Consider the following 26528-nt stretch of genomic DNA (forward strand, 5'->3'; position numbering starts at 1 on the left):
CCGCTGTGCCCTGGGAAAAAGATGTCGACTGAAACCAAAGAAAATATCCTGTCCGATCCGCAGCGCGTCTACGACCAGGTCGTCGACCTGATCGTGACCGAAGGCATGGTCGATCGCGACAAGGTCACGCCGGAGGCGACCTTCGACACCCTTGGTCTCAAATCGATCGATATCGTGATGATCCTCACGGCCGTCGAGGAGAAGTTCGACGTCTATATTCCGATGGACGGATCGATCGCCGAAGCCCGGGATCTGAAATCCTTCATCGACGGCGTGCTTCAGCGTATCGCCAGCGAAAAGAATTGATGTGACGAGGCCTCGCGTCTTCATCACGGGGGCTGGCGCCGCCACGGCGGCCGGCATCGGCGTCGCCCCCTTGTGGGAGGCCGCGCGCGAAGGGCGCAGCGCGGTCGGCCCGCTCGAGCTCGCGCGGCCGCTGCGCAGCAATATCCGCATCGGGGCACAGATACGGGGCTTCGATCCCGCCGCTCATATCGAGAGCGGCGTGCTGGCATTCTGCGATCGCTTCACCCAGTTCGCCGTCGTCGCGGGCGACGAGGCGCTGGCCCAGGCGGGGCTGGCGCGCGGCGAGCGGCTCGGCCCGCGCACCGCCACCATCGTCGGCACCGGCATCGGCGGGGCGGACACCATCGAGCTCGGCATGCACAATGCCTATGTCACCGGCCAGCGGGTCGACCCCTGGAGCGTGCCGCGCCTGATGCCGAACGGCGCCGCCTCGCAGCTGAGCGCGCGCTACGGCGCGCAGGGCCCGTCCTTCGCGGTGGCGAGCGCCTGCGCTTCGGGAACGCAGGCCATCGGCCTCGGCGCCCATTTCATCCGCGCCGGCCTCGTCGACCGCGCCATCGTCGGCGGAGCGGAAGCCTGCATCACCGCGTCGGGCATGAAGGGCTGGGAGGCGCTGCGCGTGCTGTCGCCGGATTTCTGCCGGCCCTTTTCCAAGGACCGCAACGGCATGGTGCTCGGTGAGGGCGCCGGCATCTTCGTGCTGGAGAGCGAGGAAGCGGCGCGCCGGCGGGGGGCCGAGCCGCTCGCCGAACTCTGCGGTTACGGGACGTCGAGCGATGCCGCCGACATCGTGCGGCCGGACGCCTCGGGCGCCGCCTCGGCCATGAGCCAGGCGCTGGACGATGCCGGCCTGCCCCCCGGCGCGATCGGCTACGTCAACGCCCATGGCACGGGTACGCTCGCCAATGACGCGGCCGAGGCCGCCGCGCTGCATCGCGTCTTCGGGGAAGGGCTGCGGCGTCTGCCGGTTTCCTCCACCAAGCCCATCCACGGCCACGGGCTGGGCGCCGGCGGGGCGATCGAGCTGGCGGTCACCCTGATGGCGCTGAGGGCGGGCATTGCGCCGCCGACCGCCAACTGGACCACGCCGGATCCGAAATGCGACCTCGACTGCGTGCCCGGCCAGGCGCGAGAGGTGGCGATGCGCTACGCCATGTCCAACTCCTTCGCCTTCGGCGGCATCAACGCCGTCCTGGTGCTCGGGCAGCCATGAGCGCGGCCTCCGGACAGGCGGCGCCGGGGCCGGCATGGCCGCCGCTGCGGATCGGCCCGATCGCCGCGCGCATCGAGGCCGAGGAGGTGCGCCGCTACCGGGAGGCGACGGCCTGCGACGGCCTGCCGCCCGAAGAGGCCACTCCCGAGGCGGTGCCGGCGACCTTCCCCGCCATCTGGCTGTGGCATCCGGCGGCCCGCGCCGCCATGGCCGACCTCGCCGGCGACGCCCATCGCGTGCCCGTCCTGATCGCGCAGCGCTTCGAATATCGTCGTCTTCTGCGCATCGGGGAGGACATCCGCTTCGTCATCCTGCGCCGCGCCGCGCCGGCAAGGCCGGAGGACGTGCAGATCGAGGCCCATATCGAAACGCCGGACGGCGATGTCGTCGCGACATTCGGCGCGACCTATCGCCTGTTCGACCTCCGGCCCGAGGCGTCATGACCGTGTCCCTGCCGCCCCTGACCGTCGGGCCGATCACCCGGGCGCAGGTGGAAGCCTTCGCCGCGGTTTCGGGCGACGGCAATCCCCTGCATGTCAATCCGGCGCTGGCCGGCAAGGTGGGGCTCGACGCGGTTCCCGTGCACGGCATGCTGCTCGTCGCCTTCCTGCACGACGCGGCACGGCACTACCGGCCGAAAGGCACGATCACCGGCCTGGCGACGCGGTTCATGGCGCCGGTTCCGGTCGGGGAGAGGCTCGAGATCAGCGGCCGCGTGGTGAAGGCCGCCGGCCGGCGCGATCCCCTCGTCATGCGCCTGTTCGTCAGCATCGCCGGCGGGGCGCTCGCCTGCATCGCGGAGGCCACCCTGTCGCCGCCCGCCGAGGGCTGGCCGGCATGACCGCGCGAACGATCCTCCTCACCGGCGCGACCAGCGGCATCGGCCGGGCGCTCGCCCTCGAATTCGCCGGCCCCGGCGTGCATCTGCTGCTCGTCGGCCGTGATCGGGCCCGCCTCGACGCCATTGCCGGCGAATGCCGGATGCGCGGGGCCGCCACCGAAGCCGGGCGCATCGACGTGCGCGACCGTGACGGCCTTGCCGCCTGGATCGCCGAGCGGGACGCGGCGACGCCGATCGATCTCGCCGTCGCCTGCGCCGGCATCGTCTCCGGCACCGGCCCGGACCGGGCGCTCGACAGCGGCGAAGCGATGCGGGCGGTGCTCGCGGTCGATCTCGTCGGCGTGCTCAACACCGTCGAGCCCGTGCTGGCGGCGATGCGCCCGAGAGGCCGCGGGCATGTCGCCCTGATCGGCTCGCTGGCCGGACTGCGCGGCTTTCCGTCCTCGCCTGCCTATTCGATGGCCAAGGCGGCGGTGCACGCCTATGCCGAGGGCATCCGTCCGGCGCTGCGGCGCGAGGGCATCGCCGTCAGCCTCGTCGCGCCGGGCTTCGTGCGCACGCCGCTGAACGAGCGCCTCCGGGCACCGCGCCCGCTCGAGATGTCCGCCACGGCGGCGGCGAGGATCATCCGCCGGGGTCTCGACCGTCGCAAGGCGGTGATCGCCTTCCCCTTCATCCTCTATGCCGGCCTGCGCCTGCTCACCCTGATGCCGGCAGGGATTGCCGACCGCTTCCTCGACCGGCCGGGCGTCGACGTGCCCGAGACGGCCGAGCGCGAGCGGATCGAGCCGTGACGGCGCTTCTCGGGCTCGTCGACGCGATCGGGCTCCTCGCGGGCTCTTTCCTGCTTGCTTTGCTGCTCCAGCATCTGCGCCTGTCCTGGATGGCCCGGCGCTTCCGGCCGCCGGCCGGCACGGCGGTGCCGGATGCCGGCCTGCCGGCGGTGCTGGTGCAGGTCCCCTTCTACAACGAGGCGGCCTCGGTCGAGGGAGCCCTGGCTTCCGCCGCGGCGCTGGACTGGCCGCGCGAAAAATTGACGATCCAGCTCCTCGACGATTCCACCGACGACACCGGTTGCATCCTGCAGGCGGCGATCGGCCGCCTGCCGCCGGGCGGTCCGGCGATCGATCACGTGCGCCGCGCGCACCGCTCCGGCTTCAAGGCCGGCGCCCTGGCGGCCGGGCTCGCCCGCAGCGTCGCCCCGATGGTCGCCATTCTCGACGTCGATTTCCGCGCGCCGCCGGACTGGCTTCGGGTCGCGGTCGCTGCCCTCCTGGCGGATGAGCGGGCCGCCTTCGTGCAGTTCCGCTTCGAATTCGCCAATCGGGACCGCAACTGGATGACGCGCGGCCAGCAGCTGTCCGTCGATACCCATTTCTGCGCCGAGCAGGCGGGCCGCGCGGCGGGCCGGGAGCCGTTCCAGTTCAACGGCACGGGGGCGGTGTGGCGGCGGGCAGCGATCGAGGATGCCGGCGGCTGGTCGGCCGACACGCTGGCCGAGGATCTCGACCTCACCTTCCGCGCCTATGCGGCCGGCTGGCACGGCCTTCTCGCGCTGGAGCCGGCGCTGCAGGGCGAGGCGCCCGCCGATATCGGCGCGTGGCGCGTGCAGCAGGCCCGCTGGTCTACCGGCTTCGTGCAGGTCGCCCGCAAGGCGCTGCCGCTGATATGGCGGGCCGCATGGCCGCTGCCGGCGAAGCTGGGCGCCAGCCTGCTGCTCGGGCTGCAGGCGGGCTTGCCCTGTTTCCTGCTCGCCGCCGGCGCCTTGCTGCTGGACGGAGGGGTGCGGGGCTTCGGTCCGGTTCACGGCGCCATCGCCACGGCAGCGGCGATCGTCGCGGGGGTGTCGGCGGTCGCGATCACGCTGCCGCCGTTTAAGCGCTTGCGCCGAGGTGGTATAGTTCGCTACGTGGCGACCCTGACGACGATGCCCGCTCTCCTGGTCTTCCTGGCGATCGCGAATTCGGGTGCCGTCATGGCGGCGCCTTTCGCCGCCCGCCGCGATTTCGTGCGGACGCCGAAGACGGGGCGGAAATGAGCGGGTTTTCTCGAAGCCGCGTTTCCGGGCCGGGACTTGGTGAGTGGAACAGGCAGGCGCTTCGGCAGGCGCGGGCGAACGGGGCATTGCTTGGATAGGTTCTGGATAGCGATCGATTGGCTTGCGCTGGTGCTGTCGTGGGTTTCGCTGGCCGGCTGGGCCGTCACCTTCGCCTCGACCCTGGCGACGCTCTATTTGGTGGCCGAGCATTGGCGCCTGCGCGCTGCGGGCACGGCGCGGGAGAGCGCGCTGCTGGCGCACGGCCTGCCGCCCGACGAGGATCTTCCGCACGTCGTGGTGCAGATCCCGACCTATAACGAAGGCGCGATGGTGGCGCGGGCGCTCGATGCCGCCATCGCGCTCGACTGGCCGCGCGACCGGCTGCACATCCAGGTGCTCGACGATTCCACGGACGGGTCGACGCTCTTCGCCCGCCAGGAGGCGGCCGACCGCCGCGCCCTGGGCTTCGACGTCCTCGTCATCCACCGCACCAACCGCACCGAATACAAGGCCGGGGCGCTCGCCCACGCGATGACGCTGACGCGCCACGATTTCTTCGCCATTCTCGACGTCGACTACGTCCCGCAGCCCGATTTCCTGCGCAAGACCATGACCTGCCTGCTCGCGGCGCCGAATCTCGCCTTCATCCAGGCGCGCTTCGACTACATCAACCGCGACGCCAACGACCTGACCCGCACGCAGGCCGTGCTGCTCGATGCGCATCTGGCCATCGAGCAGGGCACGCGCTGCTGGGGCGGCCACCCGCTGCCCTTCAACGGGACATGCGGCGTGTGGCGGCGCGAGGCGATCGAGGCCGCCGGCGGCTGGCGCGGCGGCACGCTGGCGGAGGACCTCGATTTGTCCTACCGGGCCTGGCGCATCGGGCGCCGCGGCTCCTTCCTGATGAGCGTGCCGGTGCCGGGCGAACTGCCGGAGACGATGAAGGCCTGGATGACGCAGCAGCAGCGCTGGACCAAGGGATTCGGCGAGGTGATGCTGCGCCTGCTGTGGCCGATCCTCGGCGACGCCTCCCTGTCGCTGGCGGACCGCTGCAGGGCGGCGATCCATCTGGGCGTCTGGTGGTCCGGCATCGCCTGGGGCGTCGCCCTGCCGGCCGGGGTCGCGGCCGTCCTGCTCGCTTCGCCCCTGCGCTGGACGCTCGCCGCCCTGCTGCTCGGGCAATTGGCGGTCGGCTATGTCGCGCTGTTCCTGTTCCTCCGCGCGGGCAATCTTTCCCTGCGGCCGGGCGCCACGACGTTCGGCCGGTTCCTGCGCGATTTCCTCTTCGTCTCGCGCGATCTCTTCCGCATCGGTGCCGCCATCGGCCCGGCGCAGCGCGAGGTGATCTTCCGCAAACGCAGCGAATTCGTGCGGACGCCGAAATCGGCGGCGCAGACGGCTTATGCCGAACCGGTACCGGTGCCGGTGCCGGCCGCCGCCGATCTCAGGCTGCCGGGCGGATCACCCCGGTCCTGAGCCCGACGGCCGACACGATGGCCAGCGCTGCGTCGATATCCTCCGGCCGATGGGCGGCCGAGACGCTGTAACGCAGCACGACCTCGCCGTTCGGGGTCGCCGGCGGGATCAGCATGTTGACGTAGACCCCGGCCGCGAGCAGGCTGCGCCACATGTCGAGGCCGGCCTTGATCCCCGGCATGCGCACGGCGCCGACCGGCCCCGGCGGCGCGAGCGGCGGCAGGCCGAGCGCCGTCAGTCCGCGATGCAGCGCCTCGGCATTGGCCGCCACCGTCCGGCGCGGGCCGTCATCGGTGCGGATCAGGTGCAGCGCCCGGCTGGCCGCCGCCACCACGGGCGGCGGCAGCGAGGCCGTGTAGAGATAGGCCCGGGCGGCGAAGCGCAGGGCGCGATAGGCCGGATCCGCCGTGACGCAATAGCCGCCGACCACCCCCACGCTCTTGGAGAAAGTGCCGACGATGACGTCGACCTTGTCCTCGACGCCCTGCGCCTCGGCGACCCCGCGCCCGCTGCGGCCGAACAGGCCGAGGGCATGCGCCTCGTCCACCAGCAGCAGCGCGCCGGAGGCCTGCGTCACGGCGCTGACGGAGACGAGATCGGCGATGTCGCCGAGCACGCTGTAGAGGCCTTCGACGATCACCAGGATACGGCTCGGAGCAATGCCGCTGGCCTCGATCACCCGGGCGAGGTCGACGGCGTCATTGTGCCGGAAGGTGAGGGTCCTGGCGCCGCTGAGCTTGCAGGCATCGAAGATCGAAGCGTGGCAATGGGCGTCGAGGATGGCGGCGTCCCCTTCACGGACGAGGCCGCCGATGGTGCCGACATTGGCCATGAAGCCGGTGGAGAACACGATCGCGTCGCGCCGGCCATAGAGGTCGGCGACCGCCCGTTCCAGTTCGACGTGAAGGCGCTGGTTGCCGCTGGCGACGCGGGAGGCGGTCGAGCCGGTGCCGAAATCTGCGAGGGCGATGGTGGCCGCTTCGATGCAGGACGGCTCGAAATTCAGGCCGAGATAGGAGTTCGTGCCGAACATCAGCGTCTCCCGGCCTTCGATCACCGCGCGGACAGGGCTCAGCACCTTCTCGATCACCACGTCGAGCGGGGTGAGCCCGCCGGCCGTCGAGCGGTCGAACATGTCGGCAAAGCCGGACGAACGTGCCTTGATGCCAGCCGGTCCCGCCATGTTTCCTCCGTCGATCCGATGCAAGGCCGTCGTCATAGCCTATTTTGGCCGGCATTCCAGGGAATGCGGAGCTTCCCGCCCGTTCTTTCCCGCAGGAGCGGTGCCTGGGGGCGGACCGCGGGTCCGCGTGCCGGCGGCGTTCAGGATGCCGCGATCGGCAGCTCGACCACGAATACCGACCCGCCGCCGTCCCGCGTCTCGCACCGCACGGTGCCGTGGTGGCGCCCCGCGATCTGCCTGACCAGCGCGAGGCCGAGGCCCCAGCCGCCCGACATCTCGCTGCGTCCCGCCGGCCGGTAGAACGGCTCGAACAGGCGCTTGCGCTCGGTCTCCGAAATGCCGGGGCCCCTGTCGGCGACGGCGATCCGCACCCGGTCGCCGGCGCGGCTCACCGTGATCTCGACCGGCGGCCTGCCGTGCTTGCCGGCATTCTCCAGCAGATTGCGCATGAGCCGGCGCAGCAGCGTGGCATCGCCGTAGATTTCGACCGGCGTGCCGTCGACGCCGGCCCCGGTGCGCGCCGCTTCTTCGGCAGCGAGGCCGAGGAGGTCGACCTGGCTGCCGCTGAGCGGGCTGGCGCCGGCATAGTCCAGCCGGCTCGCCAGCAGGATTTCCTCGACGAGCTGGTCGATCTCGGCGAGATTGCGCGTGATCTCCTCGCGCGCCGCGCCCGGCGAGGCGGACCAGATCTCGATCGCCATGCGCAGGCGTGCCAGCGGCGAGCGCAATTCATGGCTGGCATTGGCGAGCAGCGCTTTCTGCGAGTTGACGAGCGCCTCGATGCGGTCGGCGGCGCCGTTGAAGCTGTGCGCCACCATGGCGACTTCGTCGCGTCCCTGCTCGGGCACCCGCCGTGCCAGGGCGCCGCTGCCCCAGCTTTCGACGCCGGTCCGCAATTGCTCGAGGCGACGGGTCAGCCGCGCCGTCGCAGGATAGGCCGCGATGCCGACGCCGCCGGCGACCAGGAGCACGAGCGTCAGGATGCGCAGGCCGGGCTCCGGCGGCGGCAGCCGTGCCAGCACGATGCGACCTTCCGGCAGGTCCACCCGCACGACATGGTCCCGCCAGCGCTGCGGCACCTCGTCCTCTCCCGCCGAAAGCGGAATCGGACGTCCCTGCGCGGCGATCAGGACCCGATCGGGGCCGTAGACCGAAATCGCGGCGCCGAGATCCTGGCTGAGCTCGCGGACGGCGGCGCGCACGCCCTCGTGCGGAAGGCCCTGCGTCTTGGCCAGTTCGTCGGTCAGGCGGACGCGGAAGGCGTCCCAGCGGGCCTCCGGGCTCTCCCCCGTGAAGTGGAGGAGCGCGCCGACGAGCAAAGCGAGCAGCAGCAGGCAGGCCAGCAGCGTCAGGTAGACCTGCCAGAACAGCCGCTTACGAAAGAATGTGAGCATCGAACCGCTCGATCCTGCTTTCCGGCCTGGTTCAGTCCGCGTCCTGGCGGCGGGCGAAGACATAGCCGGCGCCGCGCACCGTCAGGATGCGGCGCGGATGCTTGGCGTCTTCCTCGATTGCCGCGCGGATGCGGGAAATATGCACGTCGATCGAACGGTCGAAGGCATCGAGCTCCTCGCCCTTGACGAGGTCCATCAGCCTTTCTCGATTGAGCACGCGGCCCGCATTGTCCGCGAGGGCGAGCAGCAGGTCGAATTGGTGGCTCGTCAGCGAACGCTCGTCCCCGTCGATGCGCACGCTGCGCGATCCGCGATCGATCTCCAGCCTTCCGAAGCGCATCGTCGTGTCCTGCGGCTCGGTCGTGGCGACGCGCCGCCGCAGCACCGCGCGGAGGCGGGCGAGCAGTTCACGGGGATTGAAGGGCTTGGGCAGGTAGTCGTCGGCGCCGATCTCGAGCCCGACGATGCGGTCGGTATCGTCACCCCGCGCCGTCAGCATCACCACCGGGATGTTGGAGCGCACCCGCAGCCGGCGGCACACTTCGAAGCCGTCGAAATCGGGGAGCATGATATCGAGCACGACGGCATCGTAGACGTCGCGCTCCAGGGCCGTCAGCCCCTCCTGGCCGGATTGCCGGCGGTCGACCGAAAAGCCGGCCGCCGACAGATATTCGCTGAGCATGGCGGCAAGGCGCGCATCGTCGTCGATGATCAGAATGCGTTCCACCTCAGCCGCCTCGCTCGTTCGCCGTCAGTCGTTGTCGGGACCCTGATTATCATCAGGTGCGCCGGGAATGCCATGACGATCGCCATCGGGGCCGCCATCAGGCCCTTCGCCGTGGCGCCAGCCGGGGGCGCCCATCATCGGAGGATGCTGCGGCGGGTGTTCCGCCCAGAAGGCGGCGCGGTCCGCCAGCTTGGCGCGCTGGTCCGGCGTCAGCACGTCGGCGGCCTGCAGCAGGGCGTCGACGAAGCGCTTCGACTTCGCATCCATCTGGCCGACGAAATCGGTGCGCAGCTTCTCGACCCCGGCCTTGTCGATGGTGGGGGCGCGCAGGAGTTCGATCGCCTGCTTGGCCAAAGCGGCGCGGTCTTCCGGCTTGGGCGCGAGGTCGGTGAAGGCGGAGGCGACGATATCGTGGATCTTCGCTTCCTGGTCCGACGTCGCCGCGACCGAGTCGAGCGCCATGCGCACGAAGTTCTGCATATGCGCCAGATGGGACCCGCGCGGGTGCCAGCCCATATGGTCGCCCATCACCGCGGCGCCGGCGAGGCCGGCGGCGCCCAGTGCCATGCCGCCCGCCACGGCTCCGCCGAAGAGGAGCGCACGCGGCCACATCCGCCTGCGGGCAGGCTCGCCCTCGCCGGAGGCGGGTTTCGGCGCGAGATAGTCGAGTTCACCGTCGGTCATCTCAGTCTCCATTGAAGCGCAGCCGAAGCGGCTGCTTCAGGGAGAACCCTAGACAATGGAGGTTTCGCGCCGAGCGGCCCTATGTAAAGTTAGGTGAACGAAGCGCGAAGAAAATACGGCAACTCTGGGTTGCCGCCGCGGTTCGCGCAGCCTTGCGGACGCTCAATAGGTGACCACCGAGCGGATCGACTTGCCCTCATGCATGAGGTCGAAGGCGGTGTTGATCTCGTCGAGCGGCATGACATGGGTGATCAGGCTGTCGATGTCGATCTTGCCGTCCATGTACCAGTCGACGATCTTGGGGACGTCGGTCCGCCCGCGCGCCCCGCCGAAGGCGGTGCCCTTCCAGACGCGGCCGGTGACGAGCTGGAACGGGCGGGTGGAGATTTCCTGGCCCGAGGCGGCGACGCCGATGATGATCGATTCGCCCCAGCCGCGGTGGCAGCATTCGAGCGCCTGGCGCATCGTCACCGGCAGGCCGATGCATTCGAAGGAAAAGTCGGCGCCGCCGCCGGTGAGATCGACGATCGCCTGCACCATCTTGTCCTGGCCGACCTCGGCCGGATTGACGAAATCGGTCATGCCGAACTTCTTCGCCATCGCCACCTTGGCGGGGTTGAGGTCGACGCCGATGATCTTGTCGGCACCGACCATGCGGGCGCCCTGGATCACGTTGAGGCCGATGCCGCCGAGGCCGAACACCACGACATTGGCACCCGGCCAGACCTTGGCCGTGTTGATCACCGCGCCGATGCCGGTGGTGACGCCGCAGCCGATATAGCAGATCTTGTCGAAGGGGGCGTCCTCACGCACCTTGGCGAGCGCGATTTCGGGCAGCACGGTGAAGTTCGAGAAGGTCGAGCAGCCCATATAATGGAAGACTTCGCCGCCGTCGCAGGAGAAGCGGCTGGTGCCGTCCGGCATGACGCCCTTGCCCTGGGTGGCGCGGATCGCCGTGCACAGGTTCGAGCGCTGCGACAGGCACGTCTTGCACTGCCGGCATTCCGGCGTGTAGAGGGGGATCACATGGTCGCCCGCTTTCAGCGAGGTCACGCCCGCCCCGACCTCGCGCACGATGCCGGCGCCCTCATGGCCGAGGATGGCCGGAAACAGGCCTTCCGGATCGGCGCCCGAAAGCGTGTAGGCGTCGGTGTGGCACACGCCCGTCGCCATGATCTCGACCAGCACTTCGCCCGGCTTCGGGCCGCCGATCTCGATGGTTTCGATCGTCAGCGGTGCTCCCGCCTTCCAAGCTACTGCGGCACGCGTCTTCATGTGACCTCCCCGGACTGTAGCGAGGGCGTAGCGCGAAAGGGAGCCGGGAGGCAAGATCCCTACGGGCAGTTCGAAAAGACGAGCCGCACGAAAAACCCGCAACCTCGGATATCGGCGCCCGAGGCTAGCGCGGCGCCCGCTTGGCCAGGATGCGCTGCAGCGTGCGCCGGTGCATGGCGAGGCGGCGCGCCGTCTCCGAGACGTTGCGCCCGCACAGCTCGTAGACGCGCTGGATGTGTTCCCAGCGCACCCGGTCGGCCGACATCGGGTTTTCCGGCAGTTCGGGCTTGTGGCTGGGGTCGGCCATCAGGGCGGCATGGATGTCGTCGGCGTCGGCCGGCTTGGCGATGTAGTCGAAGGCGCCGAGCTTCACGGCCGTGACCGCGGTGGCGATGTTGCCGTAGCCGGTGAGGATGATGCCGCGCGCTTCGGGCCGCTTGACCTTCAGCCGCGATATGACGTCGAGGCCCGACCCGTCGGACAGCTTCATGTCGATGACAGCGAAGGCCGGCGGCGATCCCTCGACCTGGGCGAGCCCGTCGGCGACCGTGTCCACGGTGGTCACGACATAGCCGCGCGCCTCCATCGCTCGTCCGAGCCGTTGGAGGAAGGCCTTGTCGTCATCGACGAGCAGGAGCGAACGGTCGGCGAAATCGGGTGCAACCATGAAACAAACTCACACTGCGCGGCAGATCGCCACATCTCAAAGTATAACGGCGAAACAAAGGATTTTCATCGCGAACTGCGCATATCGTTTATTCCCTCGGCCGGCGATTGCAAACCCCGGTCTTTGCGGGGCGGCGAAGGGCACCCGCATCGCCCCGGCGCGCCGCTAACGCTCGAAGATGTCCCGCGCCCATTCGAGCCGGATGATGGCGCCGCTTTCCGGCGCCGCACGGTTGGCGAGCGAGATCGAGGCGCCGGAGCGTTCCAGCAGCGTCTTGGCGATGAAGAAGCCGAGGCCGAGGCCGCCGCCCGGCTGGCCCGGCGGACGGGGGCGGCGGCGCGTCACATAGGGATCGCCCAGCCTCGCCATGATCTCGGACGGAAAGCCCGGCCCGTCGTCGCTGACGGTGAGGGTGACGATCTTGGGATCCCAGGCGGCGACGATCGTCACCTGGGACTTGGCGAAGTCGACGGCATTCTCGACGATGTTGCCGAGGCCGTAGAGCATGCCGGCATTGCGTGCGGCCGTCGGCGCGATGCGTTCCACGCCTTCGAACCGGGTGGCGATGGCGATGCCGAAATCGCGGTGCGGCGCCGCGACCTCCTCGATCAGCAGGGGCAGGGACAGGCGGTCGAAGGGGGCGGCGCTGTCCTCGCTGAGCGAGGCGAGCTTGCCGAGGATCTCGCGGCACCGCTCGACCTGGCTGCGCAAAAGGCGGATGTCGTCGATGAAGTCGCCCTGCTGCGGCGCCGCGACTTCCAGTTCCTTGGCGACGAGGGCGATGGTGGCGAGAGGCGTGCCGAGTTCATGGGCCGCCGCCGCGGCGAGGCCGTCGAGCTGGGAGAGGTGCTGCTCGCGCGCCAGCACCAGTTCCGTCGCGGCCAGCGCGTTGGACAGGAGCCGCGCTTCGTCCGCCACCCGCCAGGCATAGATGCCGATGAAGCCGAGCCCGAGCAGGACGGAGAACCACATGCCGGCGACATAGAGGATCGGCATGTTGAGCCTCTGGCCGTCGAACCAGGGCAGCGGCAGGTGCCATTCGGTCAGCACGGTGGCGCAGGCGATCGCCAGCAGGCCGAGCGCCAAAGTGAGCATCGGCGGCAGCGAGGTGGCCGAGATCATCACCGGCGCGAGGAAAAGGAAGGCGAACGGATTTTCGAGGCCGCCGGTGAGGAAGAGCAGGGCCGCCAGCTGGATGATGTCGAAGCTGAGGAAGCTGGCGGCTCGGGCCGTATCGACGCGCTCGGTCGCCGGATAGCGCAGGCGCAGCACCAGGTTGACGAGGGCGCTGGCGCCGATCAGGGCGAGGCAGGCGCCGAGCGGCACCGAGAACCGCAGGCCGAAATGAACGCCGAGCACGGCGCTGAGCTGGCCGGCGAGCGCCATCCAGCGCAGGCGTATCAGCGTGTCGAGCCGGAGCGTGCCGATGCCGAAGCTGTCATGGGGCAGGAAGGACGAGGACATTCTTCTCCCGGGGGCTGAAGGTCGCCGGCGGCGTGCCTCTCCGCTATACGCCGTTGCGACGGCAAAACCATCCCGGTTTTGCGCTGCACCCTGTACAGGCCCACCCTGCCGCGCTAAGGAAACCTCGCATCGAGCTTATCTCGGGGATCGAAGAGAATGGCGCCTGTCAGCGATCGTCTGGTCACGGTATTTGGGGGATCGGGTTTTGTCGGCCGCAATCTGGTGCGGTCGCTGGCCAAGCGCGGTTTTCGCGTGCGCGTCGCCGTCCGCCGTCCGGACCTGGCGCGATTCCTGATGACGGCCGGGGCCGTCGGCCAGATCCACGGCATGCAGGCCAATATCCGCTATCCCGCCTCGATCGCCGCCGCGGTGGAAGGCGCCGAGGCGGTCGTCAACCTCGTCGGCGTCATGCATGACGGCCGCAACGGCTTCGATGCCGTGCAGGCATTCGGCGCCGGCGCCATCGCCCGGGCCGCCGAGGCCGCGGGCGTGCAGCGCCTCGTCCATGTCTCCTCCCTGAGCTGCGAGGCCGGCGCCGAGGCGCATTATGCGCGCTCCAAGGCACAGGGCGAGGCGGCCGTAAGGTCGGCCTTCGCCGATGCGATCATCGTGCGTCCCTCCGCGATCTTCGGCTCGGACGACAATTTCTTCAACCGCTTCGCCGCCCTGGCCCGCCTGTCGCCGGTCCTGCCGCTGATCGGCGGCGGCGACACGAAGTTCCAGCCCGTCTTCGTGGGCGATGTCGCCGAGGTCCTGGCGCGCGGCGTCGAAGGCGGCCTGCGGCCGGGCACGACCTATGAACTCGGCGGGCAGGAGATCATGACCCTGCGCGACATCTTCAAATTCGTGCTCAAGGTCACCAACCGCAAGCGCCTGCTGGTGCCGATGCCCTTCGCGCTCGCCAATCTCCAGGCGGCGGTGCTCGGCCTCCTGCCCAACGCGCCGCTGACGCGCGACCAGGTCGCGCTGCTGCGCCGGGACAACATCGTCTCGGCGGCGGCACAGGCCGAAGGCCGCACGCTGGAAGGGCTCGGCATCCAGGCCGCCACCGTGGAAGCCATCGTGCCCGGTTATCTCTGGCGCTTCCGCAAATCCGGCCAGTTCGAGCATATGCCGGCCTGAACGGTGCATCGGCGGGAGCGGTGAGGCCGCTCCGCGCCGGCGAGCGGTCCCGTCAGCCGATCGTGTAGAGGGCGACGAGGCCGGCGACGCCGACGATGATGCGCCACCAGCCGAAGATGGCAAAGCCGCGCCGCGACACGAAGTCGAGCAGCGAGCGCACCACGAACAGGCCCGAGACGAAGGCGGCGACGAAGCCGATGGCGGTCTGTCCCAGGCCGTCGAGCGTCATGGTGTGGTAGCTCTTGGCGAATTCATACACGAAGGCGCCGAGCATCGTCGGCATCGCCAGGAAGAACGAGAATTCCGCCGCCGAGCGCCTGTCCAGGCCCACCAGCATGCCGCCGACGATGGTCGAGCCCGAGCGCGACACGCCGGGGATCAGCGAGAGGCACTGGAACAGGCCGATCTTCAGATAGGCGGGGAGCGGCAGGACGTAGCAATTGCTGAAGCGGCGGGTGAAGTTGATCTCGTCGATGGCGATGAGCACGAAGCCGCCCGCGATCAGCGCGTAGCACACGATGTGCACGTCGAAGAGATATTCCTTGATCTTGTGCTCGAACAGCGCGCCGAGGATGGCCGCCGGCAGGAACGCCACGAGGACGCCCACCACGAAATGCTGCGCTTCCCGGTCGCGCGGCGCGGCGACGGCGATCCGCCACAGCTTCTCCGCATAGACGAGCAGCAGGGCCAGGATGGCGCCGAGCTGGATCAGGATCTCGAAGGTGCCGTCCGAGGCGAAGCCGAGGAAATGCGAGGCGAGCAGCAGGTGCCCGGTCGAGGACACGGGAATGAACTCGGTCAGGCCTTCGACCACACCGAGGACGATCGCTTCCAGAATGCCGGGCAGTGTCATGGGGGGCCTTTGCAGGGGTATGATCCGGCGGAGGAGGGCGCCGGAACCGATGCAGGATGGAAACCGGAAGACCGGGCTTTCCGCGCGGGGGGCGCGGAAAGCCGGCCGATGGATGATTCTAGAGGAGGAGGGGTAACCAAGAAGTAACCATGCATCGAAAAGCGAGCCCTGCGACACCCCGGCAACCTTGCCGGGAAGGCGGACGGCCGCTCGGCTCCCGGGCGCCGGCGGGCGTGCCCGGTCTCAGCCGCGAAGGCTGGCGCCGGTCTTCCGGCCCACCTCGGCGACGATCTTCGCCGCCACCGCTTCGATCTCCGCATCCGTCAGCGTCCTGTCCTGCGGCTGCAGCACGACTTCCACGGCGATCGATTTCTGCCCTTCGCCGACGCCCTTGCCCTCATAGACGTCGAAGATCGACACGCCCGCGATCAGCTTCCTGTCGGCGCCCTGCGTCGCCTTCACGATGTCGGCCGCGCGCACCTTGCGGTCGACGAGGAAGGCGAAGTCGCGCCGGACCGGCTGGAACGGCGACACGGCGAGCGGGCCGCGTGTCTTGGTCGCCTTCGCCTTCGGCTGGGGGATGGCGTCGAGGATGATCTCGAAGGCGGCCACCGGGCCCGCCGCGTCGAGCGTCTCCAGCGCGGCGGGATGGAGCTCGCCGAACCAGCCGATGACGTTCTGCGGGCCGAGCTGGATCGTGCCCGAGCGGCCGGGATGGTACCAGGACGGCGCGCCCGGCACGATCTGGAAGCTGGCGACCGGCGCGCCGAGGGCGGCGAGCAGGCTGAAGGCGTCCTCCTTCGCATCGAACACGCCGACGGGGGCGGCCGGCGCCGACCAGTGCCGGCCGAAGCCGGTCGGCCGGGCCTGGCTGCGCCGGATGCCCGAGGCCGCGATCTTCTGGTCCTCCGGACGGTCTCCGCGGAAGATCTGGCCGACCTCGAACAGCGCGACGTCGCCCGCGCCACGGTCAGCGTTGCGCTGGCCGGCCGCAATCAGGCCGGGCAGCAGGCTCGGCCGCATGTCGGAAAGATCGGCGGCGATCGGGTTGGCGAGCGCGAGCGCCGGCTGGCCGCCGCCGAAGCGTTCGGCCTGCGCCTTGGCGATGAAGGACCAGGTCACGGCCTCCATCATGCCGCGGGCGGCGAGGCTGCGCTTGGCGAGGCGGGTGCGCTTCTGCAGCACGGTGAGCACCGGCAGCGGCACATGGGGGGCGCGCGGCAGCGGCGTGACGGCGATGTTGTCGACGCCGACGATGCGCATGACCTCCTCGACGAGGTCGGCCTTGCCTTCGATGTCGGGCCGCCAACTGGGGACGGTGACGTCGAGCGCGTCGGTCCCGCGCCCGACCCCGAAGCCCAGCCGTCCGAGGATCGCGGCGCTCTCCTCGGCGTCGGTGTCCAGGCCGGTCAGGCGGCGCACTTCGCCGGCCGGCAACGCGATGCGCTTCGGCACGATCGGCTCGGCGCCGACGACGCTGAGCTGAGTCGGCGTGCCGCCGCACAGCTCCAGCACCCATTGCGTGGCGAGATCGGCGCCCGGCGCCATGAAGGCGGGGTCGACGCCGCGTTCGAAGCGATAGCGCGCGTCGGTATTGATGCCGAGGCTGCGTCCGGTGCGGGCGATGTTGAGCGGCTCCCACAGCGCCGATTCGATCAGCACGTCGGTGGTGTCCGCATCGCAGCCCGACTGCTCGCCGCCCATGATGCCGGCGATCGATTCGATGCCCTTGTCGTCGGCGATGACGCATATCGTTTCGTCGAGCGCATAGGTCTTGCCGTCCAGCGCGAGGACGGTTTCGCCTTCCCGGGCGCGGCGGACGACGAGGTTGCCGGCGATCTTGCCGGCATCGAAGACATGCAGCGGCCGGCCGCGGTCGAAGGTGACGTAATTGGTGATGTCGACGAGCGCGCTGATCGGGCGCAAGCCGATGGCGGTGAGGCGGCGCTGCATCCATGCCGGCGACGGGCCGTTGCGCACGCCGCGCACCAGGCGCAGGGCGAAGCCGCGGCAGAGCGGGGCGGTGTCGCCGAAATCCAGCGTCACGCCGACGGGGCAGGGGCCTTCGCCGGCGATGGCGGCAACCGGCGGCGTCTTCAGCGTGCCGAGCCCGGCGGCGGCGAGGTCGCGGGCGATGCCGGCGATGCCGGTGCAGTCGGGCCGGTTCGGCGTCAGGTTGATGTCGATGACCGGGTCGCCCAGGCCCGCCCACTCGGCATAGGGCACGCCGACCGGCGCGTCGGCCGGCAGGTCGATGATGCCGTCATGCTCGTTGGAGAGCTCGAGCTCGAATTCCGAGCACAGCATGCCCCGGCTCTCGATGCCGCGCACCGGGGCGATGCCGAGCGTGATGCCCTTGCCGGGGATGTAGGTGCCGGGCGGCGAGAACACCGACTTCATGCCCGTGCGGGCATTCGGCGCGCCGCAGACGACCTGCACCGGCTCGCCCGAGCCGGTATCGACCATGCACAGCCTGAGCTTGTCGGCATTGGGATGCTGCACGGCCGAGATGACATAGGCGATGGAAAAGCCGGCCAGCTTCTTGGCGCGATCTTCCACCCCCTCGACCTCGAGGCCGATGCGGGTGAGCGTGGTGACGATCTCGTCAAGCGACGCCTCGGTGTCGAGGTGGTCCTTGAGCCAGGAAAGCGTGAATTTCATCGAGGAGGCCTAGTCATTCTGCGCAGGCCCTGCCGATAGCGCGTTGAGCGCCAAGATGCAAAGGGGGGCGTCGGTATGGCGGTCTTCGACCGCATTCTTCATGCCGGAGGCCGATCCGAAGGCCGGCGCACCCCATCCTCGGCCTGCCGCGCGGCGAAGCGCTTCGCCTCGGCGATCAGGGCGGCGACCAGCGGGGTCTGCGTCTCCCGGCGCGGCGTGATCAGGCCCACCAGATGGCGGGCGTCCGGATTCACGATGGGAATGGAACGCACCCTGTCGCCGACGCCGAGCGTCTCGACCAGGATCGACGGCATCACGCTCGACCATTGCCCGGTGCGCACATGCGAGAGCAGCACCTGCATCGAGTTGGACACCAGCGTCGGCACCGCCTGGGCCTGCGCCCCGCGCAGCAATTGGTCGACGATGCGCCGGTTCTGCATGTCGGGCGTCAGCAGGCAGAGCGGCACATGCCCGAGCTCGGACCAGCTCACCTCGTCGCGCCCGCCGAATTCGCCGTCGGCGGCGGAAAGCAGGCAATAGGTCTCGCGGTAGAGCTCCACCGCCGACACCTTGCCGAGGGGCTCGTTGTCGAGATAGGTGATGCCGGCATCGATGGCGAGGTCGTCGAGTTCCTGCTGCACGCCGATCGAGGGGCGCGACAGGATGGTGAAGGTGACGTTGGGATGGCGCGCCCGGTAGGGCGTGGTCAGCGAGGCGACCATCGACAGCGCCGTGGGGATCACCGAGATGGTGAGATGGCCGTGCAGGCCGCGCTTGAGGGCATCGACCTCCTGGCGCATGGCCCGCGCATCGCCGACGATGCGCCGGGCCCATTCCAGCACCTTCTCTCCCTCCGGCGTGAAAGCCTGGAAGCGTGAGCCGCGCGCCACCAGCAGCACGCCGAGCTCGCCCTCGAGCTGCTTGAGCCCGGCCGACAGAGTGGGCTGCGTGACGCCGCAGATCTCCGCCGCCCGGCCGAAATGCCGTTCGCGGGACAGGGCGATCAGGAATTCGAGCTTGTCGATCATGCCATCCCGGAGCGCGGACATCCTGTCCGCTCTTGGAAACGTCGCGCCTGCAGAAAGGAAGAAGCGGACGGCACGTCCGTGCTCCGGACGAGCCCGTGCCGTTTCGCACGGCAGGTTCTTCCGGCTTCGACCATGATCTTCCCATCGATCGAGCGCAAGCCCGCGCAGATCCAGCGAGAGGAAGACGACGATGTTCAAGAAGATCCTCACCGGTGCCCTGGTTGCCGCCTCCCTGGCCGGCGCGGCTGTCGCCACCACCGGTTCCGCCGAAGCCCGCTACGGCAATCACGGTGCCTTCGCGGCCGGCGCCGGCCTCGGCCTGCTCGGCGGCGTGCTCGCCGGCGCCGCCTACAACAACGCCTATTACGACTCCGAGCCGGTCTATTACCGCAGCTGCCATATCGAGCGCCGCCGCGTCGCCGACTATTACGGCTGGCACTGGGAACGCGTCCGCGTCTGCTACTGACGAGGCAGGGCGGACTTCGGTCCACGCTGCCGACCGAAGCTCCGCATGCCGGCGGACGCTGCAGCCGGACCGATCCGCCGGGCCGTGCCCCAAGCCGGCCCGGCGGATCGTAGGAGGCCTCGTTCGCGCGGGGCCTCCGCCTCTTGCATTGCCGAGGAAATGGGCGTGGCGCGCTGTTCGGCAGATGCCCGTTGCAACGGTCTTCGCGTTGCAACATAAAGTCGGGTGCTGCCCCTCTGGATGAGAGTGCCCATGCGCCCGCCCTTTCGCCGCCTGCTCGTCGCCAACCGTTCCGAGATCGCCATCCGCGTCTTCCGTGCCGCTACGGAACTCGGCATCTCGACCATCGCCATCTATGCGGAGGAGGACAAGCTCTCCCTGCATCGCTTCAAGGCGGACGAGGCCTATCAGGTCGGCAAGGGCAAGGACCCTTCGAAAAATCTCGGGCCGGTCGAGGCCTATCTTTCGATCGACGAGGTGATCCGCGTCGCCAAGGAAGCCCGGGCCGATGCGATCCATCCGGGCTACGGCCTCCTTTCGGAAAGCCCGGAATTCGCCGAGGCCTGCGCGGCGGCCGGCATCACCTTCATCGGGCCGAGCCCGAAGACCCTGCGCACCCTCGGCAACAAGGTCGACGCCCGCAACCTCGCCATCTCCGTCGGCGTGTCGGTGATGCCGGCGACCGAGCCCTTGCCGGACGACGCCGAGGCGATCAAGGCGGCGGCGCGCGCCGTCGGCTATCCCGTCATGCTCAAGGCCTCCTGGGGCGGCGGCGGGCGCGGCATGCGGCCGATCGAGAGCGAGGACAAGCTGCTCGACGCCGTGTTCACCGCCAAGCGCGAGGCGAAGGCCGCCTTCGGCAAGGACGAGGTCTATCTCGAAAAGCTGGTGCGCCGGGCGCGGCATGTCGAGGTGCAGATCCTCGGCGACAGCCATGGCAACCTCGTCCACCTGTTCGAGCGCGACTGCTCGATCCAGCGCCGCAACCAGAAGGTGATCGAGCGCGCTCCCGCCCCCTATCTCGACGAGGCCACGCGGCAGGCGCTGTGCGAATCGGCGCTCAGCATCGGCCGCGGCACGGATTATGCCGGCGCCGGCACGGTCGAGTTCCTGATGGATGCCGACAGCGGCAAGTTCTACTTCATCGAGGTCAACCCGCGCATCCAGGTCGAGCATACGGTCACCGAGGTCGTCACCGGCCTCGATATCGTCAAGGCGCAGATCCGCATCGCCGAGGGCGGCCATATCGGCCCGTTCGGCCCGAACGGCGTGCTGGAGACCGGCATCCCCGCGCAGGCGGACATCCATATGCGCGGCCACGCCCTGCAATGCCGCCTGACCACGGAAAACCCGGAGAACAACTTCATCCCGGACTATGGCCGCATCACCGCCTATCGCGGCGCCATGGGCTTCGGCATCCGCATCGACGGCGGCACCGCCTATTCGGGCGCGGTGGTCACCCGCTGGTACGATCCGCTGCTGGAAAAGGTCACGGCCTGGGCCTCGACCCCGCAGGAGGCGATCGCCCGCATGACGCGCGCCTTGCGCGAATACCGCATCCGCGGCGTCGCCACCAACCTGCCCTTCCTCGAGGCGGTGCTGGCGCATCCCAAGTTCCGCAACAACGACTACACGACGCGCTTCATCGACGAGACGCCGGAACTGTTCCAGTTCGCCAAGCGCCGCGACCGTGCCACCAAGCTGCTCACCTATATCGCCGACGTCACCGTCAACGGCCATCCGGAGGCGCGCGGCCGCGTGCGTCCGCCGGCCGAGGCGCGCACGCCGCAGGCGCCGGTGTTCGACGGCGCGCCCGCGCCGGGGACCAAGCAGCGCCTGGAGGCCCTCGGGCCGGCGAAATTCGCGGCGTGGATGAAGGAGCAGAGCCAGGTCCTCGTCACCGACACCACGATGCGCGACGCGCATCAGTCGCTGCTCGCCACGCGCATGCGCACCTATGACATCGCGGGCGCGGCCTCGGCCTATGCCGCGGGCCTGCCGCAGCTCTTCTCGCTCGAATGCTGGGGCGGCGCGACCTTCGACGTCGCCATGCGCTTCCTGACCGAGGACCCGTGGGAGCGGCTGGCGCTGATACGCGAGCGCGCCCCGAACATCCTGACCCAGATGCTGCTGCGCGGCGCCAATGCCGTCGGCTACACCAATTATCCCGACAATGTCGTGCGCCATTTCGTCAGGCAGGCGGCCGATGCCGGCATGGACCTCTTCCGCATCTTCGACTGCCTCAACTGGGTCGAGAACATGCGGGTCTCGATCGACGCGGTGCTGGAGGCCGGCAAGCTGGCGGAAGGCGCGATCTGCTACACCGCCGACATCTTCGACCCCACCCGCTCGAAATATGATCTGGCCTATTACGTGGCGATGGCGCGGGAGCTCGAAAAGGCGGGCTGCCACATTCTCGCGATCAAGGACATGGCCGGGCTCCTGAAGCCGGCCCAGGCCCGCAAGCTCGTCAAGGCCCTGCGCGAGGAGGTGGGCCTGCCGATCCACCTCCACACCCACGACACCTCGGGCATCGGCGGGGCGACCGTGCTCGCCGCCATCGAGGCGGGGGTGGACGTCGTCGACGCCGCGATGGATGCGATGTCGGGCACGACGTCGCAGGCCTGCCTCGGCTCGATCGTCGAGGCGCTGCGCTATTCGGAGCGCGATCCCGGCCTCGATCCGGAGGCGATCCGCCAGATCTCGTTCTATTGGGAGGCGGTGCGCACCCAATATGCCGCGTTCGAGAGCGACCTCAAGGCCGGCGCCTCCGAGGTCTACCTGCATGAGATGCCGGGCGGCCAGTTCACCAATCTGAAGGAGCAGGCCCGCTCCCTCGGCCTCGAAACCCGCTGGCACGAGGTCGCCAAGGCCTATCGGGCCGCCAACGACATGTTCGGCGACATCGTCAAGGTGACGCCGTCCTCCAAGGTCGTCGGCGACATGGCGCTGATGATGGTGGCGCAGGGCCTGACGGTCGCCGACGTGCTCGATCCCGCCCGCGAGGTGGCGTTCCCCGCCTCGGTGGTCGAGATGATGCATGGCGATCTCGGCCAGCCCCAGGGCGGCTGGCCGAAGGCGATCCAGGACCGCGCCTTGAAGGGCGAGAAGCCGATCGCGGTGCGGCCGGGGTCGCTCCTGCCCGACGCCGACATCCCCGCCCTCAAGGCGGAAGCCGAAAAGAAGGCCGACCGTGCCCTCGACGGCCAGGAAGTCGCCTCCTACCTGATGTATCCCAAGGTCTTCGTCGACTACGCCAATGCCCTGCGCAAATACGGTCCCGTCTCGGTGCTGCCGACGCACAGCTATTTCTACGGCATGAAGGCGGGCGAGGACCTCACCATCGAGATCGAGCGCGGCAAGGTGCTGGCGATTCGCCTGCAGACGCTGGGCGATACCGACGAGGAGGGCCAGGTCCGCGTCTTCTTCGAGCTCAACGGCCAGCCGCGCATCATCAAGGTGCCGGACCGCCTCGCCGCCGGCGGCGTCAAGCTCCGCCGCAAGGCCGAGGACGGCAACGAGGCCCATGTCGCCGCGCCGATGCCCGGCGCCATCTCGACCGTGGCGGTGAAGGCGGGACAGGCCGTCAAGGCCGGCGACGTGCTCCTGACCATCGAGGCGATGAAGATGGAGACCGCGCTGCATGCCCCGCATGACGGCAAGGTCGCCGAGGTGCTCGTCACCCCCGGCGCGCAGATCGACGCCAAGGACCTCCTGATGGTGATGGGCTGATCCCGCCTCCCGCCCCTTCCATTCCCTCCGCCGCGTGCGGGCAGGGAATGGAAGGGTGGGGGCGGGACGGCCATCTCACCAGTCCAGACCATGCCTCGGGGCCTATGCGGCGGGAGGCGAGGAAGAGGCGCTGTCGTGTCATATCCGGGCTTGTCCCCCATATGCGCTAACTTTGCCGACAATAGCGCGATTTTCCTTCTCCCGAGTGGGAGAAGGTGGCGCGAAGCGCCGGATGAGGGCCTGGACTTCTGCAAGTCCAGCGCGACTATTAAGCTATCTGCGTTGAAGTTTAGACCCTCATCCCCCTGCCGGGACCTTCTCCCGGACCGGGAGAAGGCGGGTATGGCCTTGTCCCCGGATATCCGGAGGTCATCCGGAAGGAGTTTGGCGGCCCGGCTGGATTGCCGGGACGAGCCCGGCAATGACAAATCCCGATCGTCGCGGGCCAGAAGCCGCCCTCCCGCGGCTTCGGCGCGATGCCGCCGGCGTGACGAATCCTTCCCCGGCGCAGCTTGGAACAGCCGCGCCGGCAGGCTAGGAAGGGCGGACGAGGACGTCCGCGCTCCCAGGAAAGCCTTCATGCCCGTCTCCGCCTTCACGCTCCATCCGCAGATCGTCAGGGACACGATCGAGGTCGGCGATCTGCCGCTCTCGCATCTGCGCCTGATGAACGACACGACCTATCCCTGGCTGCTGCTGATGCCGCGGCGGGCCGGCGCCGTCGAGATCATCGACCTCGACGAAGAGGATCGCGCCGCGCTGATGCGCGAAATAGCGCTGGTCTCCGCTGTCCTGAAGGCGCATACCGGCTGTGACAAGCTCAACGTCGCCTCGCTCGGCAACGCCGTGCCGCAGCTTCATGTCCACGTCATCGCCCGCTTCCGGAGCGATGCGGCCTGGCCCCGGCCCGTCTGGGGGCAGGCGGAGGCCGTGGCCTATGACGAGAGAAGCGCCGCCGATCTCGTCAGCCAGCTCCGATCCAAGCTTTTCATCGCCTGAAGAATTCCCATGACAGTTCATTCCCTGTTCGACCGCTCCGCCGCGATCGGTTTTTGCGTCAACCCGCTCGACCGGGTCTCCGACCGGCGGGAAGACGCCGATTTCATTGCCCGCAGTCTCGAAGATCCCGCCAGCCGCTTCTTCGCCTTCGCCGGGGACGTGCCCGTGCTGCGCAAGCATGGCGGCGGCTACGAGGCCGCCTTCACCCGCGCCGACATCGAGACGTTCCGGGACGGCCGGCAGACGGTTCTGCTCGGGCTGCAGCCGGACGGCGGGGCGGTCTTCGCGCGTTCCTTCGACAAGGCGCTGGCGGAGGAGATCGCCGGGCGGGAGGACATCGAGGCGATCGACCTGCGGTCCACCGCCCAGCGCGGGCTGGTGCCCGACGAGGTCCTGGGCGAACTGAGCTGCGCCAAGGAAACCCTCGACTGGCACAACCGCCATCGCTTCTGCGCCAATTGCGGCCATGCGACCGAGGCGGTGTCCGGCGGCTGGCGTCGCGACTGCGGGCAGTGCGGCGCGCAGCATTTCCCGCGCGTCGACCCCGTGGTGATCATGCTGGCGGTCGACGGCGACCGCTGCCTCATGGGCCGGCAGGCGCGCTTTCCCGAGAAGATGTATTCGGCCCTGGCCGGCTTCCTCGAGCCCGGCGAGACGGTGGAGGACGCGGTGCGCCGCGAGATCCGCGAGGAGGCCGGCATCGCCTGCTCGCATGTGCGCTATTTTGCTTCCCAGCCCTGGCCCTTCCCGTCGTCGCTGATGGTCGGCTGCTTTGCGCGCGCCATCGGCGACGGCATCACCATCGACATGAAGGAACTGGAGGATGCCCGCTGGTTCACGCGGGCCGAGGTGGTGCAGATGCTGGCGGAGACCCATCCCGCCGGCCTGCTGGCGCCCAAGCCGGTGGCGATCGCCCACCACCTCCTGAAGGAATTCGCGGAGAAGGGCGGCGAGGTGGTGCCGTAGGGGGAGACATCTGCCGCGCGGCCCCGCCGCGTCATGATGCAACGCGACGCCGCCGCCCCTTCTCCCCGTTCTGACGGGGAGAAGGTAAGGATGAGGGGCTGCACCACGGAACGGCAGATAGCTCCGCGCCGCCCCTTGTATCTGGACATCACGATTGATGTTGGATTGAAGCGACAGAGCCCGAGGACCGGTGGCCACCGGTCCTCGGGTGCGGTGAAGTCGCCCGTTGCCCCTCAGGTTACAACCGCAGGTGAGCCTGGGATCTTCGCCGTTGTCACGTACGACCGAATAGTCGCTGGATCGCAATCGCACGAACAAGGCAGGTTACCGTGGCGCATCAGTTTTGTGGAGCAGATGTTTCGAAGGCGCGTCTCGACGTGGAGATGCTGGACCCGCGTGGCGAGGTGGTGAGAGCTTCTTTCATCAACGACGCGGCGCAGATCGCCGACTTTGCGGCCTTGTGCCGGGAGCATGGCGTTGAATTGGTGGTGATGGAGGCGACCGGCGGCTATGAGCGGCTGGCCTTCCTGCTTCTGTGGGAGGCTGGCATCCCCTGTGCCCTGGCCAATGCCCGGTCGGTGCGCCGCTTCGCCGAAGCCATGGGGGTGCTGGAGAAGACCGACCGGATCGATGCGGGCATGATCCGGCGCTTCGCCGAAGTGAAGCAGATGCGGCCCGATCCGCCGCCGAGCTTGGCCCAGCAAAGCCTGACGGCGCTTGTACGCCGGCTCGGCCAGGTCACGAGCGACCTTGTGGTCCAGAAGCAGCGGCGCCAGATAACGACCGACGCCAAGGCTCTCGCCAGCCTGGACGAATTGATCGCCTTCCTCAAACGCCAGTCGCGTTCGCTGGAGGGCGAGATCGCCGGTCTGATCGACGAGGATCCCCTCTGGAGCCATCTGGGGGAGACTTTTCGGTCGGTCAAGGGCGTGGCCAATCGCTCGATCGCCCGCCTGATGGCGGACCTGCCGGAAATCGGCACCTATTCCAACCGAGCCATCGCCAAACTGGTCGGCCTTGCCCCGATCGCCAGGGAAAGCGGCGCACTCGAAGGCAAGCGCCATATCCGCGCCGGCCGGGCTCCGGTGCGTTCGATCCTCTTCCTGGTCGCCGACATCGCCCGTCGCTACGACCCCGGCCTGAAACAATTCCACCAGAGGTTGCTGGATGCCAAGAAGCCCAAAATGGTCATCCGTATTGCCCTGGCCCGCAAACTTCTCGTCAAGCTCAACGCAAAAGCACGCGATGCGCGCATCGCTTTCGCCAACGCAACTTGACAAGCCAGATAGTCGCTCACCTCTATCCTCTCCCCGCTCCGCGGGGCGAGGAGACATCGGCGTCGCGACAGGATGGAGAGGCCGCCGTCTCGCAGCCCGGTGATCGAAACGCGACGCCAGCCAGCCCTTCTCCCCGCTGGCGGGGAGAAGGTGAGG

Annotated in this window: 23 protein-coding genes; 13 read left to right on the top strand and 10 right to left on the bottom strand. The window is 69.0% G+C overall.

Features of this window, described 5'->3' with window-relative positions; translation table 11 throughout:
• Positions 1-21: 21 nt before the first annotated feature.
• The 7 genes from J3R73_RS10170 to J3R73_RS10200 all read left to right on the top strand — a co-directional run bounded on the left by J3R73_RS10170 (position 22) and on the right by J3R73_RS10200 (position 5874).
• On the top strand, positions 22-306 hold the full coding sequence (locus tag J3R73_RS10170) for a phosphopantetheine-binding protein (protein WP_307425877.1): 285 nt from the start codon (positions 22-24) through the stop codon (positions 304-306).
• Positions 302-1519, top strand: coding sequence for a beta-ketoacyl-[acyl-carrier-protein] synthase family protein (locus J3R73_RS10175; RefSeq protein WP_307437251.1), 1218 nt, complete (start codon positions 302-304; stop codon positions 1517-1519). Before J3R73_RS10170 ends, J3R73_RS10175 begins: the two co-directional genes overlap by 5 nt.
• On the top strand, positions 1516-1962 hold the full coding sequence (locus J3R73_RS10180; protein ID WP_307425879.1) for a hypothetical protein: 447 nt from the start codon (positions 1516-1518) through the stop codon (positions 1960-1962). The genes J3R73_RS10175 and J3R73_RS10180 overlap by 4 nt, the downstream gene beginning before the upstream one ends.
• Positions 1959-2360, top strand: a complete 402-nt coding sequence (locus J3R73_RS10185; RefSeq protein ID WP_307425882.1) for a MaoC family dehydratase — start codon at positions 1959-1961, stop codon at positions 2358-2360. Before J3R73_RS10180 ends, J3R73_RS10185 begins: the two co-directional genes overlap by 4 nt.
• A complete protein-coding gene (locus tag J3R73_RS10190; RefSeq protein ID WP_307425884.1) occupies positions 2357-3154 on the top strand; it encodes an SDR family NAD(P)-dependent oxidoreductase in 798 nt (265 codons plus the stop codon). Before J3R73_RS10185 ends, J3R73_RS10190 begins: the two co-directional genes overlap by 4 nt.
• Complete coding sequence (locus J3R73_RS10195; protein ID WP_307425885.1) at positions 3151-4398, top strand: glycosyltransferase family 2 protein; 1248 nt, start codon at positions 3151-3153, stop codon at positions 4396-4398. Before J3R73_RS10190 ends, J3R73_RS10195 begins: the two co-directional genes overlap by 4 nt.
• A 90-nt stretch (positions 4399-4488) precedes the next feature.
• On the top strand, positions 4489-5874 hold the full coding sequence (locus J3R73_RS10200; protein ID WP_307425888.1) for a glycosyltransferase family 2 protein: 1386 nt from the start codon (positions 4489-4491) through the stop codon (positions 5872-5874).
• On the opposite strand, the gene J3R73_RS10205 is transcribed toward J3R73_RS10200, so the two are convergent.
• From J3R73_RS10205 to J3R73_RS10235, 7 genes are all read right to left on the bottom strand, one after another.
• Entirely contained in the window at positions 5843-7057 is a 1215-nt protein-coding gene (locus tag J3R73_RS10205) for an aminotransferase class I/II-fold pyridoxal phosphate-dependent enzyme (protein WP_307425891.1), read from the bottom strand. The genes J3R73_RS10200 and J3R73_RS10205 overlap by 32 nt on opposite strands.
• Before the next feature lie 140 nt (positions 7058-7197).
• Complete coding sequence (locus J3R73_RS10210; protein WP_307425894.1) at positions 7198-8451, bottom strand: HAMP domain-containing sensor histidine kinase; 1254 nt, start codon at positions 8449-8451, stop codon at positions 7198-7200.
• 31 nt (positions 8452-8482) lie between these two features.
• Positions 8483-9178 carry a response regulator gene (locus tag J3R73_RS10215; RefSeq protein ID WP_307425896.1) on the bottom strand — a complete coding sequence of 232 codons (696 nt, stop codon included), beginning with the start codon at positions 9176-9178 and terminating at the stop codon, positions 8483-8485.
• A 24-nt stretch (positions 9179-9202) separates the two neighbouring features.
• Positions 9203-9862: a Spy/CpxP family protein refolding chaperone gene (locus tag J3R73_RS10220; protein ID WP_307425897.1), complete on the bottom strand. Its 660-nt coding sequence runs from the start codon at positions 9860-9862 to the stop codon at positions 9203-9205.
• Positions 9863-10024: 162 nt separating this feature from the next.
• The gene (locus tag J3R73_RS10225; protein WP_307425899.1) at positions 10025-11137 is read right to left on the bottom strand and encodes an S-(hydroxymethyl)glutathione dehydrogenase/class III alcohol dehydrogenase; all 1113 of its coding nucleotides are present in this window, start codon (positions 11135-11137) and stop codon (positions 10025-10027) included.
• A gap of 124 nt (positions 11138-11261) precedes the next feature.
• A complete protein-coding gene (locus J3R73_RS10230; RefSeq protein WP_307425902.1) occupies positions 11262-11804 on the bottom strand; it encodes an ActR/PrrA/RegA family redox response regulator transcription factor in 543 nt (180 codons plus the stop codon).
• Between the two features lie 165 nt (positions 11805-11969).
• Entirely contained in the window at positions 11970-13268 is a 1299-nt protein-coding gene (locus J3R73_RS10235; protein WP_307425906.1) for an ActS/PrrB/RegB family redox-sensitive histidine kinase, read from the bottom strand.
• A gap of 156 nt (positions 13269-13424) precedes the next feature.
• On the opposite strand from J3R73_RS10235, the gene J3R73_RS10240 reads away from it, so the two are divergent.
• A complete protein-coding gene (locus tag J3R73_RS10240) occupies positions 13425-14390 on the top strand; it encodes a complex I NDUFA9 subunit family protein (RefSeq protein WP_307425908.1) in 966 nt (321 codons plus the stop codon).
• A gap of 52 nt (positions 14391-14442) precedes the next feature.
• On the opposite strand, the gene J3R73_RS10245 is transcribed toward J3R73_RS10240, so the two are convergent.
• The 3 genes from J3R73_RS10245 to J3R73_RS10255 form a co-directional block, all read right to left on the bottom strand.
• Positions 14443-15243, bottom strand: coding sequence for an undecaprenyl-diphosphate phosphatase (locus tag J3R73_RS10245; RefSeq protein ID WP_307425911.1), 801 nt, complete (start codon positions 15241-15243; stop codon positions 14443-14445).
• Between the two features lie 243 nt (positions 15244-15486).
• Complete coding sequence (gene pheT / locus J3R73_RS10250) at positions 15487-17904, bottom strand: phenylalanine--tRNA ligase subunit beta (protein WP_307425914.1); 2418 nt, start codon at positions 17902-17904, stop codon at positions 15487-15489.
• A gap of 98 nt (positions 17905-18002) precedes the next feature.
• Positions 18003-18932 carry a LysR family transcriptional regulator gene (locus tag J3R73_RS10255; protein WP_307425917.1) on the bottom strand — a complete coding sequence of 310 codons (930 nt, stop codon included), beginning with the start codon at positions 18930-18932 and terminating at the stop codon, positions 18003-18005.
• Positions 18933-19122: 190 nt separating this feature from the next.
• Between J3R73_RS10255 and J3R73_RS10260 the strand changes: the two genes are divergently transcribed.
• From J3R73_RS10260 to J3R73_RS10280, 5 genes are all read left to right on the top strand, one after another.
• Positions 19123-19398, top strand: a complete 276-nt coding sequence (locus J3R73_RS10260) for a hypothetical protein (protein WP_307425919.1) — start codon at positions 19123-19125, stop codon at positions 19396-19398.
• Positions 19399-19650: 252 nt separating this feature from the next.
• The gene (gene pyc / locus J3R73_RS10265) at positions 19651-23130 is read left to right on the top strand and encodes a pyruvate carboxylase (protein WP_307425922.1); all 3480 of its coding nucleotides are present in this window, start codon (positions 19651-19653) and stop codon (positions 23128-23130) included.
• 579 nt (positions 23131-23709) lie between these two features.
• Complete coding sequence (locus J3R73_RS10270) at positions 23710-24129, top strand: HIT domain-containing protein (protein WP_307425925.1); 420 nt, start codon at positions 23710-23712, stop codon at positions 24127-24129.
• A 9-nt stretch (positions 24130-24138) separates the two neighbouring features.
• On the top strand, positions 24139-25095 hold the full coding sequence (gene nudC / locus J3R73_RS10275; RefSeq protein ID WP_307425928.1) for an NAD(+) diphosphatase: 957 nt from the start codon (positions 24139-24141) through the stop codon (positions 25093-25095).
• Positions 25096-25424: 329 nt separating this feature from the next.
• Positions 25425-26372, top strand: coding sequence for an IS110 family RNA-guided transposase (locus J3R73_RS10280; protein ID WP_307425932.1), 948 nt, complete (start codon positions 25425-25427; stop codon positions 26370-26372).
• Positions 26373-26528: the final 156 nt, after the last annotated feature.

The organism is Labrys monachus, assembly GCF_030814655.1.
GTDB lineage: Bacteria > Pseudomonadota > Alphaproteobacteria > Rhizobiales > Labraceae > Labrys > Labrys monacha.

Coding starts and splice junctions, on each gene's coding strand:
- J3R73_RS10170 (WP_307425877.1), top strand. CDS start 22: ATGTCGACTGAAACCAAAGAAAATATCCTGTCCGATCCGCAGCGCGTC.
- J3R73_RS10180 (WP_307425879.1), top strand. CDS start 1,516: ATGAGCGCGGCCTCCGGACAGGCGGCGCCGGGGCCGGCATGGCCGCCG.
- J3R73_RS10185 (WP_307425882.1), top strand. CDS start 1,959: ATGACCGTGTCCCTGCCGCCCCTGACCGTCGGGCCGATCACCCGGGCG.
- J3R73_RS10190 (WP_307425884.1), top strand. CDS start 2,357: ATGACCGCGCGAACGATCCTCCTCACCGGCGCGACCAGCGGCATCGGC.
- J3R73_RS10205 (WP_307425891.1), bottom strand. CDS start 7,057: ATGGCGGGACCGGCTGGCATCAAGGCACGTTCGTCCGGCTTTGCCGAC.
- J3R73_RS10210 (WP_307425894.1), bottom strand. CDS start 8,451: ATGCTCACATTCTTTCGTAAGCGGCTGTTCTGGCAGGTCTACCTGACG.
- J3R73_RS10220 (WP_307425897.1), bottom strand. CDS start 9,862: ATGACCGACGGTGAACTCGACTATCTCGCGCCGAAACCCGCCTCCGGC.
- J3R73_RS10225 (WP_307425899.1), bottom strand. CDS start 11,137: ATGAAGACGCGTGCCGCAGTAGCTTGGAAGGCGGGAGCACCGCTGACG.
- J3R73_RS10230 (WP_307425902.1), bottom strand. CDS start 11,804: ATGGTTGCACCCGATTTCGCCGACCGTTCGCTCCTGCTCGTCGATGAC.
- J3R73_RS10235 (WP_307425906.1), bottom strand. CDS start 13,268: ATGTCCTCGTCCTTCCTGCCCCATGACAGCTTCGGCATCGGCACGCTC.
- J3R73_RS10240 (WP_307425908.1), top strand. CDS start 13,425: ATGGCGCCTGTCAGCGATCGTCTGGTCACGGTATTTGGGGGATCGGGT.
- J3R73_RS10245 (WP_307425911.1), bottom strand. CDS start 15,243: ATGACACTGCCCGGCATTCTGGAAGCGATCGTCCTCGGTGTGGTCGAA.
- pheT (WP_307425914.1), bottom strand. CDS start 17,904: ATGAAATTCACGCTTTCCTGGCTCAAGGACCACCTCGACACCGAGGCG.
- J3R73_RS10255 (WP_307425917.1), bottom strand. CDS start 18,932: ATGATCGACAAGCTCGAATTCCTGATCGCCCTGTCCCGCGAACGGCAT.
- J3R73_RS10260 (WP_307425919.1), top strand. CDS start 19,123: ATGTTCAAGAAGATCCTCACCGGTGCCCTGGTTGCCGCCTCCCTGGCC.
- pyc (WP_307425922.1), top strand. CDS start 19,651: ATGCGCCCGCCCTTTCGCCGCCTGCTCGTCGCCAACCGTTCCGAGATC.
- J3R73_RS10270 (WP_307425925.1), top strand. CDS start 23,710: ATGCCCGTCTCCGCCTTCACGCTCCATCCGCAGATCGTCAGGGACACG.
- nudC (WP_307425928.1), top strand. CDS start 24,139: ATGACAGTTCATTCCCTGTTCGACCGCTCCGCCGCGATCGGTTTTTGC.